19 protein-coding genes are annotated in these 14779 nt (G+C 44.5%); 17 read left to right on the top strand and 2 right to left on the bottom strand.

Annotation, left to right across the window (positions count from 1 at the left end; all coding sequences use genetic code 11):
• The first annotated feature begins 8 nt into the window (after window positions 1-8).
• From FKN08_RS05315 to FKN08_RS05235, 17 genes are all read left to right on the top strand, one after another.
• The gene (locus FKN08_RS05315) at window positions 9-437 is read left to right on the top strand and encodes a YscB family type III secretion system chaperone (protein ID WP_047009834.1); all 429 of its coding nucleotides are present in this window, start codon (window positions 9-11) and stop codon (window positions 435-437) included.
• A complete protein-coding gene (gene sctC, locus FKN08_RS05310; protein ID WP_104216584.1) occupies window positions 425-2308 on the top strand; it encodes a type III secretion system outer membrane ring subunit SctC in 1884 nt (627 codons plus the stop codon). The genes FKN08_RS05315 and sctC overlap by 13 nt, the downstream gene beginning before the upstream one ends.
• Window positions 2309-2313: 5 nt before the next feature.
• Window positions 2314-3615: a type III secretion system inner membrane ring subunit SctD gene (sctD, locus tag FKN08_RS05305; protein ID WP_012841765.1), complete on the top strand. Its 1302-nt coding sequence runs from the start codon at window positions 2314-2316 to the stop codon at window positions 3613-3615.
• The gene (locus FKN08_RS05300) at window positions 3602-3805 is read left to right on the top strand and encodes an EscE/YscE/SsaE family type III secretion system needle protein co-chaperone (RefSeq protein WP_170891479.1); all 204 of its coding nucleotides are present in this window, start codon (window positions 3602-3604) and stop codon (window positions 3803-3805) included. The genes sctD and FKN08_RS05300 overlap by 14 nt, the downstream gene beginning before the upstream one ends.
• 18 nt (window positions 3806-3823) lie before the next feature.
• Window positions 3824-4072 (top strand): type III secretion system needle filament subunit SctF, encoded by a 249-nt coding sequence (gene sctF, locus FKN08_RS05295; protein WP_047009831.1) that lies wholly within the window; start codon window positions 3824-3826, stop codon window positions 4070-4072.
• A gap of 3 nt (window positions 4073-4075) precedes the next feature.
• Window positions 4076-4435 carry a YscG family type III secretion system chaperone gene (locus FKN08_RS05290; RefSeq protein WP_170891478.1) on the top strand — a complete coding sequence of 120 codons (360 nt, stop codon included), beginning with the start codon at window positions 4076-4078 and terminating at the stop codon, window positions 4433-4435.
• The gene (locus FKN08_RS05285; RefSeq protein WP_170891477.1) at window positions 4432-5067 is read left to right on the top strand and encodes a YopR family T3SS polymerization control protein; all 636 of its coding nucleotides are present in this window, start codon (window positions 4432-4434) and stop codon (window positions 5065-5067) included. Before FKN08_RS05290 ends, FKN08_RS05285 begins: the two co-directional genes overlap by 4 nt.
• Window positions 5068-5075: 8 nt before the next feature.
• Entirely contained in the window at window positions 5076-5420 is a 345-nt protein-coding gene (vscI, locus tag FKN08_RS05280; protein WP_005377202.1) for a SctI family type III secretion system inner rod subunit VscI, read from the top strand.
• Window positions 5420-6166: a type III secretion inner membrane ring lipoprotein SctJ gene (gene sctJ / locus FKN08_RS05275; RefSeq protein ID WP_086012989.1), complete on the top strand. Its 747-nt coding sequence runs from the start codon at window positions 5420-5422 to the stop codon at window positions 6164-6166. Before vscI ends, sctJ begins: the two co-directional genes overlap by 1 nt.
• Window positions 6159-6824, top strand: a complete 666-nt coding sequence (gene vscK / locus FKN08_RS05270; RefSeq protein WP_114322286.1) for a SctK family type III secretion system sorting platform protein VscK — start codon at window positions 6159-6161, stop codon at window positions 6822-6824. The genes sctJ and vscK overlap by 8 nt, the downstream gene beginning before the upstream one ends.
• Window positions 6803-7441 (top strand): HrpE/YscL family type III secretion apparatus protein, encoded by a 639-nt coding sequence (locus tag FKN08_RS05265; protein WP_006741524.1) that lies wholly within the window; start codon window positions 6803-6805, stop codon window positions 7439-7441. Before vscK ends, FKN08_RS05265 begins: the two co-directional genes overlap by 22 nt.
• A gap of 131 nt (window positions 7442-7572) precedes the next feature.
• Complete coding sequence (locus FKN08_RS05260; protein WP_282136929.1) at window positions 7573-8058, top strand: CesT family type III secretion system chaperone; 486 nt, start codon at window positions 7573-7575, stop codon at window positions 8056-8058.
• Window positions 8059-8061: 3 nt separating this feature from the next.
• Window positions 8062-9225: a VopS family T3SS effector adenosine monophosphate-protein transferase gene (locus FKN08_RS05255; RefSeq protein WP_145531994.1), complete on the top strand. Its 1164-nt coding sequence runs from the start codon at window positions 8062-8064 to the stop codon at window positions 9223-9225.
• 265 nt (window positions 9226-9490) lie between these two features.
• On the top strand, window positions 9491-9937 hold the full coding sequence (locus FKN08_RS05250; RefSeq protein WP_048626459.1) for a type III secretion system chaperone: 447 nt from the start codon (window positions 9491-9493) through the stop codon (window positions 9935-9937).
• 10 nt (window positions 9938-9947) lie between these two features.
• Window positions 9948-10922 (top strand): type III secretion system effector VopR, encoded by a 975-nt coding sequence (gene vopR, locus FKN08_RS05245; RefSeq protein ID WP_170891476.1) that lies wholly within the window; start codon window positions 9948-9950, stop codon window positions 10920-10922.
• Between the two features lie 230 nt (window positions 10923-11152).
• Window positions 11153-11611: a CesT family type III secretion system chaperone gene (locus FKN08_RS05240; RefSeq protein WP_005395137.1), complete on the top strand. Its 459-nt coding sequence runs from the start codon at window positions 11153-11155 to the stop codon at window positions 11609-11611.
• A 9-nt stretch (window positions 11612-11620) separates the two neighbouring features.
• On the top strand, window positions 11621-13099 hold the full coding sequence (locus tag FKN08_RS05235) for a hypothetical protein (RefSeq protein WP_048626456.1): 1479 nt from the start codon (window positions 11621-11623) through the stop codon (window positions 13097-13099).
• A 75-nt stretch (window positions 13100-13174) separates the two neighbouring features.
• On the opposite strand, the gene FKN08_RS05230 is transcribed toward FKN08_RS05235, so the two are convergent.
• On the bottom strand, window positions 13175-13378 hold the full coding sequence (locus FKN08_RS05230) for a hypothetical protein (RefSeq protein WP_005395134.1): 204 nt from the start codon (window positions 13376-13378) through the stop codon (window positions 13175-13177).
• Window positions 13379-13974: 596 nt separating this feature from the next.
• Window positions 13975-14718 carry an SDR family oxidoreductase gene (locus FKN08_RS05225; RefSeq protein ID WP_048626454.1) on the bottom strand — a complete coding sequence of 248 codons (744 nt, stop codon included), beginning with the start codon at window positions 14716-14718 and terminating at the stop codon, window positions 13975-13977.
• Between the last annotated feature and the right edge of the window lie 61 nt (window positions 14719-14779).

Raw genomic sequence — 14779 nt, 5'->3', positions numbered from 1 at the left:
GGCGTTAAATGTTAGATAAGATGATGAAATCTTTAGCGGAAACGCTAAAGGTAGGGGGGTTTATTGCCTCAGAAAATGGCTCTTACAACATCGAGGTTGATCAGTTGTCACTGACCATCAAACAACACGCATCATGGTTTTTATGGGAAGCGGCTTTACCTTTCCAGTTTAAAGAGCATCTAGATTATCAACAAGAACAAGCGTTGCAACGTTGCATGCAGCTCTCATTAAAAACAATCCGTGAAGATGGCTGCGTACTAACAGCGAATGATGATCAGCAGCTGATTTTGCAAAGCAAAGTGAGGATCGAGGACTGTTCGATTGAGCTGTTCTCTTCTTTGCTTTCCAAGCACGTTAATCTATGTGAGCGTTATATGGCATTATTGGAGCACGAGCGCGTGAACCACACGATTAATCATAATGTGTGGTTGCCATGATGCGAAAAGTCTTTCCGAACATCAGACGTGCTGCCACAAAGATACTGTTGTGTGCTGTGAGCTTTGCTCCGTTGGGATTCGCACAAGCAACAGACTTACACTGGCCCGAACAACCATTCCGATACTATGCAGATAACGACTCATTAAAAGAGTTGTTGAATAACTTTGGCGCAAACTATCGCGTTTCGGTTTCTGTGAGTGACAAAGTTAATGATCGAGTGAGTGGACGTTTTACTCCTGATGATCCGGCTGAGTTCCTCGACTACTTATCGCAAGTCTATAACTTGATGTGGTATTTCGATGGTGCCGTCTTACATGTCTATAAGGCGACAGAAACGCGCTCACGTTTACTCCAATTAGAATTATTGACCGCCAGAGAGCTACGAAGCACGTTAATTTCCACTGGAGTGTGGGATTCGCGCTATGGGTGGAGAGCCGCTGAAAGTAAAGGGTTGGTTTATCTTGCAGGTCCTCCACGTTATGTCGACTTAGTTGTACAAACAGCCGAAGCATTAGAAACGCGCCTGCTGCAGAAGTCGAATTCAACCGACGAGTTATTCGTTGAAATAATTCCTTTGAAGTACGCTTCTGCAACGGATAGAGAAATTGCATATCGAGATCAGACCATTACGGTTCCTGGTATCGCATCGGTTTTAAAGCGAGTCGTGTCTGGTGTTCAAACTCAAGTGACGAGTGCGTCGAACAAAGAAGTTACCAGTTCAGATAAGCCTGTAAAAAGCAATAAAACCGCCTCAGTTCATGGCGGAGCAACGGTTGAAGCAGAGCCGGGCCTTAATGCGATTATTGTTCGTGATACTCAAGCGCGATTACCGCTCTATCGCAAACTGGTCGCTCAATTGGACCAACCGCAATCAAGAATTGAAGTTGCGTTATCGATTGTCGACATCAGTGCCAACGATTTAAGTCAGTTAGGCGTGGATTGGCGAGCGGGAGTGTCTGTCGGAAATAATCGAATTGTTGATATAAAAACAACAGGGGATGTGAGTTCGGGTGATGTGACTCTCGGCAGCGGACAAAATTTTAAGTCTTTGCTTGATTCAACCAATCTGAATTACCTGTTGGCTCAAATCCGATTATTGGAATCTCAAGGCAGTGCTCAAGTGGTTTCAAGACCAACACTGTTAACCCAAGAAAATGTCGAAGCGGTACTGAACAACAGCAGCACGTTTTACGTCAAGCTGGTTGGTAAAGAGACCGCAGCACTGGAAGAGGTCACGTATGGCACGTTACTGAGAATTGTCCCGCGTATCGTTGGTGACAGGTTTGCTGCCCGACCAGAAATCAATCTGAGCCTTCATCTCGAAGACGGGGCAAAGATTACCGATGGTGGTGTCGACGACCTTCCTTCCGTTCGTAAAACTGAAATCAGTACCTTGGCGACGGTGAAGCAAGGACAGAGCTTGCTCATCGGTGGTGTGTACCGAGATGAAGTGAGTCATCAGTTACGTAAAGTACCACTGTTGGGAGACATTCCATATTTAGGTGCGTTGTTTAGAAGTAATACCAACACTAAACGCCGCACGGTGCGCATGTTTATTCTAGAACCGCGAATCGTTGTGGATGGTATTGGCGATAGTGTGTTGATTGGTAATGAGTACGATCTGCGACCAAGCATTGGCAAGCTCAACAACATTTCCAACAACAGTGCTGAATTTAAATCGGTCGTCGAAGTGTATAGCTGCACATCAAAGACTCAAGCAGAGCGCTATCAGCAAGACTTATTGTCACAGCAACAGTCGTCTCAATTGACGCAGTGCCAATTGCCGACAGGGCAAAAGGGGTGGCGTGTAAAAGTATTGGAATGTGATGACTCACAAAGTGAGTGTGTGCATCCATCAGAGGAGCCTTAACCGCGATGCAGCAATGGAAAATTCGTATTTTATCAGGCGTGCATTCCGGAGTTGAAGTCACCTTACCTGAGGGCGCTCTTGTGCTTGGCAGTGACGACTTTATCGCAGATCTCGTGCTGTCTGATGCTGGGGTCGAAGCTAACCATTTCACGTTGGTTTGCCAGCAAGACTCGGTCATTTTACGAGGCTGCAAAGAGGCAAATATTAACGGTGAAAACATCTCTGTTGAAGATGATGGGATCGAGTTGTCACGCCATGCCGTTGTCTCTGTAGGCGTTGTGAAGTTCGCACTGGGGTACGCAGAAGATGCGTTAATCGTGAGTAACGTCAGCGACGAATCTAGCGAACAGGATACACCTGTTGTTGCTGTACAACGCTCTAGCTGGAAAAAAACAACGCTCATCGCCTTGCTTTGTAGTTTTGTCCCGAGTGTCATTTTTGCTGGTATGTGGTACAGCCAAGCTAACGGAAACAATAATGAGACTGTCACAGAAGCAGAACCCATTGTTTTGGTGCGCAACATCTTAGGCGAGCTCAAACTTAGCGACGTTCGTGTGGAATGGAATGCCGCCGCACGCCAAGCGGTTTTGGAAGGCTATGTTGAAGATCGAACTCAGAAACTCGATCTGCTTGGTCGAATTGATGTATTAGGTATCAATTACAAAAGTGACTTAAGAACGATGGAAGAAATCCGTCGCGGGGTTCGATTTATTTTGCGAAACCTCGGCTATCACCAGGTGAAAGTCGAAAATGGGGATGAGACGGGCACACTGTTACTGACGGGTTATATCGATGATGCAAGCCGCTGGAACCAAGTTGAGCAAATTTTAGAGCGAGACGTACCGGGCCTCGTAGCGTGGAAGGTTGAACTGCAAAGAGCGGGTGCCTATATGGATACGCTAAAAGCCTTATTGACGGATGCGGAGCTACTGAAAAAAGTCCAGTTGGTTACCAGCGGTGATCGCATCGAAGTACGCGGGGAACTTGATGATATCGAAACGACTCGATTTTACGGTGTGACTCGAGACTTCCGAGAACAATATGGTGAAAAACCGTATTTAGTTTTGAAATCCATACCTAAGGTGAGTAAAGGCACCAACATCGATTTCCCGTTTCGTAGCGTTAACTTTGGTCAGGTTCCATATGTGATTCTGACCGATAACGTTCGTTACATGGTTGGTGCAAGAACGCCTCAAGGCTACCGCATATCCAGTGTTACGCCTGCTGGCATTGAGCTGGTCAAAGGCGGGCGGGTGATAACAATAGAACTCGGATACGAGGGCGAGACGAACAATGACAAATCTTGAACAAATTTTAAATAACGACAAAAACGGTGCGGAAGCGCACAAGATTAAGAGCAAGCTCTTAGAAGCACAAGCGGTGGTGAAACGTCAGTTGGATTTAGGGTGCTCACCACAGCAGTACCAATTGCTACTCAAACAGTATGAAGCTTACACCGCCGCACATGCGGTCGTTGAATCATACGAAGCGAACTAAAAAATACGAGGAAGTCTTATGTCATTTTACGATGCTAGTAACAGTGTAAACCTTGATGATGTTAAAACTAAGTTAGAAAAACAAGCGAAAGATGCCAACACAGAAGTGACGACTGCAATCAAGAACCTAGAAACAAACGCCGATGATCCATCTAAGCTGGCTGAACTTCAGCACGCGATCAACAAATGGTCTGTTGTTTACAACATCAATGCGACCACCACTCGTGCGATTAAAGATGTGATGCAGTCGATTCTACAGAAGGTATAAAGCATGGAACGAGAAATGCGCCAATTGCTGGCTGAAATTGCGCTGATGGCAACCGGTATGCATCGTCATCAAGAAGCTAATACGATAGCGGACTGCCTTGAAGCAAGCTCTGGTTCTGAAGAGACCGTGGTGATGATTCGTGCAATGAGCCTCATGAATAAAGGCTTGTACGAAGAGGCTCATCAATTGCTCGAACCACTTTGCAACGCCTATCCAGATCTGATCAGTTTAGCGGCCCTTGCTTCCGCCAAAGCTGGTTTATTGAGCAAAGCGGAAAGTTGGGTAGAACTCGCATCACAGGGAAGCGAAGAAAGCCAAGCATTTGCTGCAAGCTTTTCTCAGGACATTAGGAACCTTGGATGATCGTTGATTCGAGTAATCTAACTCTTCAGCCTCAACCTCTGCGCCAATCGGAGTCGCGCCATTATGAGCGGAGCGATGAAGATAAGATGAATGTGCTCATGGAGCGTAATGCCAAGCAAGCGGAAGCCTCACACGCCTCTCCAAAAGAGACGTTAGAGAAAACAGAAGCGAAATTGGCGGGCATCAAAGCGTGGTATGAATCACTAAAAGACGCAGAAGTTGTCAGTAAACAAAGCGTCTTATCGTCGTTGAATGAAGCGTTCTCCGATCCTCAAGTTAAACGAGAGGCAATGTGGTACGCCTTTTATGAGGCGAAGAGTGCAAAGGGCACCGAACACCCGCAAGCCGATTTATTAAAGGTGTTGAAGCAGGAGTTACTAGGGAATTTTTCGGGACAGCTTATTGCCGAACCTCCTGCTGATAAAGCAGCACTTAAAGAAATGTTGGCGCAGCATTTTCCACTGGGTGCCCAGAAAGAACAAGCCTTGTGGCACTGCTGGGCTGAGTTGAAGTCGTTACCTGATATGGCATCAACACTGGACATGGTTCGTGATGAGCTTAGCTTCATGATTCAAAAAAATGCGATGGTGAAAAACATCGTCACTCATAGTCACAAGTTAGATTTGTCTTAGGAGTACATATGATAAACACGCAGTACACCGAGGTGATGCAAACCAACATTGATAAGTTGCAGGATGCGCAAGTCGAAGACGGTTTAAGCGAACGTTTTGAGCAAGCTATGTCGGTTCCCGAGGCAAATAATGGCCTGGAGGGCGGTTTGCTCGAAAACATCAGCGAGTTAAAAAATACTATCGATAACGCGAAAAGTAACCTGCAAGACAACATGAAGATGGTGGGTGATGATCCGGCGCAATTACTGCAAATGCAGTGGGCACTGACGCGCATTACTTTTCAAGAAGAGCTGATCGCGAAAACCGTGGGTAAAACCACACAAAATGTAGAAACCTTATTGAAGGCACAATAGTGATGATGAATAAAATGAGAGCGGTTTTCATCATGCTCACGTTGTTTCTGGTGGGGTGTCAGACCGAGCTGTACACCAACGTAACTCAGAAAGAGGGGAATGAGATGTTGTCGATCTTATTATCCGAAGGTGTCGTTGCAACAAAAGAACCTGACAAAGACAACACCGTCAAGTTAATGGTAGACAGTTCTCAAATCGCCTTCGCTGTAGACGCGCTGAAGCGAAAAGGGTATCCAAGAGAGCAGTTTTCTACATTGAAAGAGGTGTTTCCTAAAGACGATTTGATCTCGTCGCCATTAGCAGAACGAGCACGTTTGGTGTACGCGAAATCTCAAGAACTTTCTTCAACCTTATCTCAAATTGATGGCGTGCTGGTGGCACGTGTTCATGTTGTTTTGGAAGATCAAGATCTACGTCCAGGAGAGCGTCCAACTCCTGCATCTGCTTCTGTGTTTATTAAACACGCGGCGGATATTGCGCTTGATTCGTATGTTCCTCAGATTAAATTATTGGTGAACAATAGTATTGAGGGGTTGAATTACGATCGAATCAGCGTAGTGATGGTACCCTCATCAGAGGTACGAGTTGCTACTCAAAACAATCAATTTAAAAGCATTTTGTCGGTTCAGGTCACCAAAGAGACGGCGAATAATCTTATCGCCATTTTGGTGTTCTTGGTAGCGGCACTAATCGGTTCAAATATCGCTACTTTTACTTGGTGCCGCAGGAACACAAAGCGTGGTTAAACCAGAAACACCGCTCGCGCAGGTACAACATCAATTTAACTACGCGCCTTGCCAATACATCCATAAAAGTTGGATAGAACAGAAACAGCCTTGGTTATTAAATATTGAAGGTTGGAGAGATAACCCCATGTTTAACCAATGGTGCATAAATGAGTGGGCGTTATCTCCAGTTCCAGAGACGGCTTTTAACAAACCTTGCCATAGCTTGGCGTTGCTCCCAGCGGATGCGTTGAATCAACTCGTATTAATGGTGGGCGGAGCTTTACATTGTGTGGCAATGCGAGGCGTTGTTTTAAAACATCCGAAACAGGTTCTGAACAACGTCTTTGGATTGGAAGGCGCTCGGTTCTTGATTCAAAACGGGCCGATGTTGTTATCCAGTTGGCCGCAAGGTTGGCAACATCCGTTGCCAGAATCATTGGATGAGCGGTCTGTTGAAGCAAAAATGCAAGCGCTTGGGTACTCCTGGATAAGGTTTGTTTTAGTTAACTCGCCAGAAGACATTGTTCTGCGTTGGCAATTCAAACTAGAACAGCAGCTCAGCGAGAGTACGGAAATGGCTAGCTGGTTGGCAAAAGATCAGCGAGATCTAGCGTATCGACTCACAAAAAAAATCGCAAAACAGGTTATTCCCCAATGGTTTCATTTGTTGAAATAAAAACAGACAACTTGCAGCTGGCACCTGGCTTAAAGGTGCTGAAAGCGAAAGATTATGCCAGTTATCTTGATTCGCAACACTTAGTTGAAGCCGCGAACTCCAAAGCTGAAAGCATAATTGCTAATGCCCAACAAGCCTACGAAACTGAAAAACAACGTGGTTATCAAGATGGTCTCGCACAAGCCAAGATTGAAAATGCGCAAACGATGGTTGAAACCCTAGCGCGTTGTAATGATTACTATCAGCAAGTCGAAGAAAAAATGACAGGCGTGGTGTTAGAAGCGGTACGTAAGATCATCGATACCTTTGATGATGTCGATACCACGGTGAGCGTCGTGCGAGAAGCGTTGCAATTGGTGAGCAACCAAAAGCAGGTCATTTTACATGTCCATCCAGAGCAGGTTGTTGATGTGAGGGAAAAGGTGGCTGGTGTATTGAGTGATTACCCTGAAGTCGGTTACGTTGACGTGGTAGCAGATGCGCGCTTGAAAAATGGAGGCTGCATTTTGGAAACTGAAGTCGGGATCATCGACGCCAGTATTGATGGACAGTTGCATGCATTGAAGCAAGCGATGGTGAAGCAGCTCAGTGAGCGTAAAATTACGATTCATGAATAAATCTTAAAAACTCAGCACTTGCTGAGTTTTTTCATTTTAATGCCTTTAAACAAAAAAAATCCGACCATTTCTAAAATATTCACTGCCATAAATCCTTAAGAATACACCTAAGAAAGCTGCTTAGTTGATAAGTGTTGCAACCAAGCAGCGCCTCTAAAACAACAAAAATAGGATTATTTAGTCGAATGGCTAATGGATTTATAACTTCTTTACTGACAGATTTTGCCAGCCGCTGCCAACTGGAGTCGCTGGTTTTTGATGAGGATGATTGTTGTCATCTACTCATTGACCAAAACACAGCAATCACAATTCGCGCACAAGAAGATCGCCTGACACTTATTGGGCTGATTTCAGGCGATAAGCCGAGTGATGATGTTTTGCGTCAACATATGAAAGATGCCTTAACGCAAGGCTCTCCAGCGGTATTCTGGGAGGCAGAAACGGGATACATCGGTTTCATACACCTGCACCAGCAACTGTTAACTGCTTCTTTTCTTGATGAATCATTAGCGAATTTCATCGAATGGCTAAAAAGTGCGAACACGCAAAAAGTAATCAATAAAACAACCGAAGTCCCGGTAACGAGTACTACTCATTTTTCCACATTAAGGGTTTAAAACATGATCAGTTTTGGAAGTGTTAGCGCATTGCAGGCTGCCATGCCGCAAGCTCGCAACGAGATACTAAACGAAGGCAAGCTGAGTATTGGTGGCAAAGAATACCAAATCAACGCAGCGACCCAAGAATTTACTCGTACCAATCCTACTAATGGTGCGGTAGCGCGATTTTTTGAAGCGACAGGAAAATTGTTTCGCGAAGGCAGCTCACAATCGGTTGCGAAAGCCCTTACAAAAGCCGTATTTGATAATGAGCAAGGCCAAGCTCAGCGTTTACGAGCTGCTTCTTCTGTTGAGCATGGACAAATGTTCTTCAAAGATGGAAACATAAAAACCGCATCAGATGTATTAAATGCATTCGCAAAATTGGATAGCAAAACGGTCCAATCGCACTCTGCTGAGCTAAACCAGTTAGCGGAGCGAGCAATGACAGAATCAATGCTAGAAACCGATTCTGGTAAAAACCTCACATCACTGATTGGCGAAAGTGCAGCGAAGTCGCTTGCTGGACGTGTAGTAAAAGACTATGGCGGTGGTGTGTCTGCAGCGCAAAAAAATCCAGCAGGTAGCATCACTCAAATGCAAGCGGTGTTTGATATGGAGGTGATGCATCTTAAATCGGCGCAACGCCATATCGAAGGTCTAGCAAGCACCGATCTAAGCCAAGGTGTATACGCTGAAGGACTTGCAGAGGACGCGTTTAACAAAAGTGGCGTCACCGATAATGTCGAACGAGCTGCGGCGTGGATCATTAATGCTTCTAACTCTAAAGGGAATGATGCCGAAAACATTACGTCTTTACTTAAAGAATACGCGTCTAATGGGAAAGACTTATTGAATATGGACAACTTAAAAGAGCTACACGCTCGATTGGTACCTGATGTTGAACGTGACTACCGAGGGCCAAATATTTCGGGTGGTACTTTGCCTTCAAGTATTGGCGGTGAGGGGATGCTAAAGCAGCACATTGAAGGGTTTTTGAAAGAAAACCCAGTGGCGGATAAAGATCTGGGTAAACACTTGTTTGCAGGAGTCATTGGGTATCACGGGTTCACCGATGGAAACGGTCGCATGGGACGCATGCTATACGCGATAGCAGAACTTCGTAACGACTCATTCAATCCTTTGGCTATGAACGCAGAGAACAGCCTTCACGGCATCAAGTAATTTTTCTCTTCTATTAAAATTTTAGAGCGGCGATTGCCGCTCTTTTTCTTATTTCTTTATCCAACTTATTCTTCATTTTTCTACCTCTCTAAAACGGCTAATAGCAATAAAATTGAGACGTTTAAATAAAGCTCTTGTGTCTATCACGCCATAAAATCGCTCTTATCCTTATGAGCTTATTTAAATAAGCCGTTATACCCAAGTCGTCTCGCTGCATCAGATATTTCGAGGCTACTCAGGTATATTAAATTAGACAGGACACAACATGGATACAGGAAAGATTAATATGCTTCTCTCTGAACTAGGAGAAGTGCTGAAACTTGAACGCGTGACAGCGTATGACGATCAAATGTGGTCACTGCATTTTGCTGAAAATAACAGTGTCGATGTTCTGCTCGTGGAGGAAAAAGGCGAGTTGTTGATTTCTAAAAACCTGCACATAGAACAAGAGGATATTACGTTAGACAAACTTCAAGTTTTACTTGAATACAACTTCTTATATCGAGAAACCGGCGGTGTGCAGTTTTGCGTTAATCCAACCACTAAAGATGTGGTTCTTCAGGTTGCCATCGCGGCCGAGAGTGAACTCACCAATATTGCTAACTTGATGATTCAACTGAATGAGCTAGTGGATACTTGGGCTCAGCTATTTCAGAACAATACGGTTGTAGATTTTAGCCAAACAGACGTACACGCATTTATTCAGGTTTAAGGCATTACACATGGTCAATATTAATACATCGCAAATGCACTCGTTGAGTCAGTTAACATCCCATTTGGCGACACAAAATCAATCTGACGATAAAGAGGTTCGAGCACACAACGGCAAAGATATTTTTGTTAAAGAGGGTGCATCAAAAAATAAAAGTATCAGCGCGCGTATTAGCCACCAGAATAAAGCGAAAGATATTGTAGTGAACCTGCTCACGAAGCAGGGTATTCCTAAAGATGTTGCGAAGCTGATGCTGAAAAATGTGTTGAACGGTGAAAACAAGTTAACGCTTGGTAGTCTGAAAAACCTAGAGAGATTGTCGTCTGGTCCGAGCTCACATTGGCCAGCCGCGCAAACGGCCTCTTCTTCCAAAACCAATAAAGCTTCATCGAGTGTCGCGCTGATCAACGAACATAAAGCTAACCTTCAAAAGCTTGGTGATTTTGCCTGTACAGACTTAAATACATTTGGTGTAAAAGGTTCGCAGTTTTATGAAACCAAAGGAAAGCCTAGACTAGAAGCGCTTCACGCGAATCAAGCGCGAATCATGCAAGATCAACGAGCGACTATGTCCGCAAACGGAGTTCAAGCTGCAGCACAAAGAGGAACCGCACCGCAATTAAGCACTCTACAAAACATTGCTAAGGCAGTACAAAACGCGAAAGCCGGCTGCTGTACTACATTTGCCTTTGCTGCCGCTGCGGAGATGATTCAAGGCATGTCAGGCACACCTGAAGGTGAGCCTAAAGTAGAAGTGGTTGCGTTTAAAAAGGGTCATTCAGGTACACACCTTTATGTACTGGTTGGTCGACAAGAGGGGAGTGATATCAAAGATCCATCAACATGGAGTAAGGATGTGAAAATTGTTGACCCTTGGGCCACATCCGCATTCGGTGCACCAATGTTTGGAGATGCGCAACGACCACCTGTTTCGAATATGTTCCCGCCAACAGAAGTCATTTTTGATAGCCATAAACTGGGTTAGTCACTCTGCAAAAGAAGTGAGCAAACACATAATACTAATCTTCTAACCTTTATTGAAAGAGCAGCCCTGAGCTGCTCTTTTTTATTACTCTGGCAACTCATTTTCACAGCGAGATTTCTGCGGAAAACCTCACAATGAAGGCGAAAAAGTGACAAAAATAAAGCCATTACCGACATCGTTCAATCTGCAATCGTTGTTCAATAGAGTTATTGAAACAAAAGGAAAAAGTTATGAACACGATTCAACAACTGCTCTTGGAGTTTTGCCAACTCAATGAGTTACCCGAACTGAATTTTGAAGACAATGAACGTTGTCAGCTACTGGTCGATGATCGCTACATGTTGTATTTCATCGCGACAGATACGGATGATTTGATGTTGTCCGTGACGTTTGGAGGGTTAGAAAAATCCGGCGAACAACGACTAAAAGGTTTAGAGCTTCTTGCTCATGCTAATTATCAGGGCATCGGTAGTGGCAGTCTGGCACTTGCTTTAGCCCCAAATGGTCGACAGCTTGTCTTAGCGGGACGTAAACCCGTTGAGCACCTAAACACGACGAATCTTACTGCTTGGTTTCATGAGGTTATTGAACAGACTGAATTGTGGCAAGCGCGTTTTGCAATGTTGGATCAAGCGATTCCAACCACCCCTAATCATGAACAAGCACATGTTCAATCACTTCGTGTGTAGGAGAGAAAAATGGTCAATACAACGCAAAAAATCAGCCAAAGCCCAGTACCTGATCTAGAACAGTTTCGTGCAGTCGCTGCGCAAAAAGATGACCGAGTGATCAGTAAAAGAGGTGAGGTAAAAGAACCTTCAACGTTCCACAAAGGTCACAAGTTTGCTTCTATCCACGAAGGCGTGTTGAGAAGCAAATACACTAAGTTTTTCCAAGAAAACATCAAAACTCACCTTGATTTAAAGCAGGCGCTACTTAAGCAAGAAAAACCTGAGGTTGCGCTGTTGGCTTACTCCCTAGTGAGTCCTTCTGGTTATCGCGGTGAGCCGCTTACTGAGCGCAAAATCTTAGAAGTTGTCAGCTTGTTGGATGAAGTCAAGGTGAGCAGCGATACGTACCAGCAGCTTAAAAATACGTTTGACGCGATCAGCAAAGATCCGCGTATGCAGGTGAGTTTAGAGGCTCAGTACCCGGGGAAAATGGATGGTTTTGGTGCCGAACTGTTACAGATGGGCAAAGAAAAACTGAAAGGTTCTGGCGTTAATGCTGTCATCAACCTAGCTTTGCCTGGCGTAGGGCTATTAATTTCAACAGGACGTGAGCTGCACAAAGCGGCAGTCAATGGCGATGCTGAAGCTTACCACCATCAGCTGGAGCAAATTTCGCAGCTTCCAGGGCGAGACCAACGTCTCTCTATGCCGATGCAACAAACATTGGCTCAAGGTCATGCAATGTTATCAGCTGAAGGTGCAGTTGGGGCAACATTGGGCATGGCGACAGGGAGCTTGGGTACTTTTGGTGTGAGCTCTGTAGCGACAGCGGGTGTTACGCCGATAGCAAAAGAAGCCATTGGTTCGGCTGCCACGACTGGCATCATCAGTGGTGGTGGTTTTGTTGCGAACCAAGCTGGAGCATACGGGTTAAATACGGAAGTCAAAGAGCAACTCATGCAAGGTGAGATGTCTGGTGTTTTACCAAGGCTTGAAGTTTCTAATGCCAAAGGAGACTTTACCTTCAGCATGCAAGATCCAGCTTCTGTACGCGCATTGATGGCGTACCTTGGACCTAAAGAGAACACGGCGATGACATCACCTCAAGCGCCTAAAGAAGCACAAGAGATGGAAGCTGCTCGCTTAACGTTGAAAAAGATGTTGGGATCAGAGCCAGGTGAACACTTAGTCCCTGACGTTGATTCTATCTTGAAGCTAAGTCCAGAAGATGCGCCAAGTAAAACTGAGGCAACTGCTCATAGTGCGTTTAAAAAGCTGTTGGGCGAAGATTGGGATTGGCTCATGCCTGCAGTTCGAGCGATCGATAAAGGTGAGGCGAGTCAAATCAATGAAAAGTTGACTTACAAACTGCCACTTGATGCCGAAAATGGACGAGTATACCTTGATAAATGCCCAAACCTGAGTGACGCTCAGTTGGATGCATTAGATAAACTGGGCTCACCAAGTCAATTGCGACTGATGTACTTAGCGGAAGGTTGGGTTTAATTGAAAGTAAGGGAGCAGGTGCTCCCTTACCGTATATGGTGTTTTGCCGGATGTTTATCTAGGCGTTAAATTGGCCTACTGATTTCGCTTAAAAAAGCGCTCGGCATTAGCAAATAGAGATTCACAGTGCTTTTTCTGCTTGTCGTAGTCAGCCGAACCTTCTGGCATTGCGTCTAATACTTCTTTTGCGCTGTGGTATTCTTTTACCATCAACTCAAATTTATCTTCATAATTGCTTTTTTTATTCTTTTTTTGAAAGCTATCTCGTTTTTTTCTCATTTTTATTCCTCTAGATCGTGTTTATTAAAGGTCAATCTAATTAACCTCTACTTTTATAGGAATAACGAAGTCAAAATGGTTTAAATTAAGTCTAAATATTCCATTGTCATCGCGCTGATTAATATATTTCACCGCTAATGACTATTCCTAAATAGTGGTGATATATACACGACGTGGCTATGCGCGTTATGTCTTATTTTGACGCTTACTGATTGTTTTTATAAGGTTAAATTCCTTATAAACCTATCGATGTAAAGACAGCGCGTTGTGATAACCATGCTAAGAGAACTAACTCTCGTTCGTATTTAAATCAAAACTGAGGCTATTTAATGGAAGATAAAGAATAAGTTGCTACAGGAGTTGAGTAACGAAATGACTCGAAAGAAAACTAAGAAGAGACTCGAACTAAATATTTCATCAATAGCTCACGGTTAGGAGCTGAGCTCACTATACACCGATTATAAGAAATAGATAGGACTTTCTATTTTTCTTCAGACAAAACTGCCCATGAAGGAAGCTTGCGCGTTGCAAAGCAATACCTAAAGATACAAAGGCATGCGTACATGCCTTTGTATTTGTGCCTAGCACACTTGGCGCTATGGTAGGTAGGCGCCGCCACATACTGGATTGTATGTGCCCGTGATATGTCCGCTTTTTTCACTTGCCAAGTAGCTCACGGTGTTTGCTACGTCTTCAGGTGTGGCAATTTTCTGCGTTGGTGTGAACATTCGAATGGTTTCTTTAAACTCTTCAGGAGCACCTTTTGTTGCGTCTGTTTCTACAAGACCCGGAGCAACGACATTAGACGTAATCCCGAAGGGACCAAGTTCTTGGGCGAGGTATTTACTAAAGCTATCAAGTGCACCTTTTGCACTACCATGAGCAATAAAGCTTGGTGCAGGGGCTTCTGATAAGGTGCTAGAGATAAAAATTAAGCGACCAAACTGGCTGGCTTTCATGTTTTCTACCGCCAATTTTGCCGTTTGATATGCAGCGTGCATTTCGTCATTGAGCTTTTGTGAAAACTCTTCCCACGACTGCTCAGTGAAAGGTTTAGCGGTAAAGCTCATGTTTGCGTTTGAGACAAGAACATCAACGCCACCATGTTCATTTGCGATGCTGTCGAACATTCCTTGTATTTGTGCGTCATCTCGAACGTCAGCTTTTAAAGTGTACGCCTCACCACCGGCGTTTTGAATTTCCTGAGCTAACGCTTCCGCGACCGCAGCACTATTTACGTAGTTGATAAAAACTCGGTAACCATCTGCAGCGAGTGCTTTTGCTGTTGCTGCACCAATTCCACGAGCGCCACCTGTAATTAAAGCATTGCGTTTTGTCATCGTATTTCTCCAAGGTTGAGCCTGACTGTTAAACCAGCTTCTGTCGCAACGTACGCTGATA

It is taken from the genome of Vibrio sp. 1-2 (7-a) (assembly GCF_013048515.1).
Lineage (GTDB): Bacteria > Pseudomonadota > Gammaproteobacteria > Enterobacterales > Vibrionaceae > Vibrio > Vibrio diabolicus.
This window is presented reverse-complemented; position numbering and strand designations above follow the sequence as displayed.

Coding starts and splice junctions, on each gene's coding strand:
- FKN08_RS05230 (WP_005395134.1), bottom strand. CDS start 13,378: ATGAGAAAAAAACGAGATAGCTTTCAAAAAAAGAATAAAAAAAGCAAT.
- FKN08_RS05240 (WP_005395137.1), top strand. CDS start 11,153: ATGAACACGATTCAACAACTGCTCTTGGAGTTTTGCCAACTCAATGAG.
- FKN08_RS05265 (WP_006741524.1), top strand. CDS start 6,803: ATGGTTTCATTTGTTGAAATAAAAACAGACAACTTGCAGCTGGCACCT.
- FKN08_RS05285 (WP_170891477.1), top strand. CDS start 4,432: ATGATCGTTGATTCGAGTAATCTAACTCTTCAGCCTCAACCTCTGCGC.
- FKN08_RS05300 (WP_170891479.1), top strand. CDS start 3,602: ATGACAAATCTTGAACAAATTTTAAATAACGACAAAAACGGTGCGGAA.
- FKN08_RS05235 (WP_048626456.1), top strand. CDS start 11,621: ATGGTCAATACAACGCAAAAAATCAGCCAAAGCCCAGTACCTGATCTA.
- FKN08_RS05250 (WP_048626459.1), top strand. CDS start 9,491: ATGGATACAGGAAAGATTAATATGCTTCTCTCTGAACTAGGAGAAGTG.
- FKN08_RS05290 (WP_170891478.1), top strand. CDS start 4,076: ATGGAACGAGAAATGCGCCAATTGCTGGCTGAAATTGCGCTGATGGCA.
- FKN08_RS05255 (WP_145531994.1), top strand. CDS start 8,062: ATGATCAGTTTTGGAAGTGTTAGCGCATTGCAGGCTGCCATGCCGCAA.
- FKN08_RS05225 (WP_048626454.1), bottom strand. CDS start 14,718: ATGACAAAACGCAATGCTTTAATTACAGGTGGCGCTCGTGGAATTGGT.
- vopR (WP_170891476.1), top strand. CDS start 9,948: ATGGTCAATATTAATACATCGCAAATGCACTCGTTGAGTCAGTTAACA.
- sctD (WP_012841765.1), top strand. CDS start 2,314: ATGCAGCAATGGAAAATTCGTATTTTATCAGGCGTGCATTCCGGAGTT.
- sctF (WP_047009831.1), top strand. CDS start 3,824: ATGTCATTTTACGATGCTAGTAACAGTGTAAACCTTGATGATGTTAAA.
- FKN08_RS05315 (WP_047009834.1), top strand. CDS start 9: ATGTTAGATAAGATGATGAAATCTTTAGCGGAAACGCTAAAGGTAGGG.
- vscI (WP_005377202.1), top strand. CDS start 5,076: ATGATAAACACGCAGTACACCGAGGTGATGCAAACCAACATTGATAAG.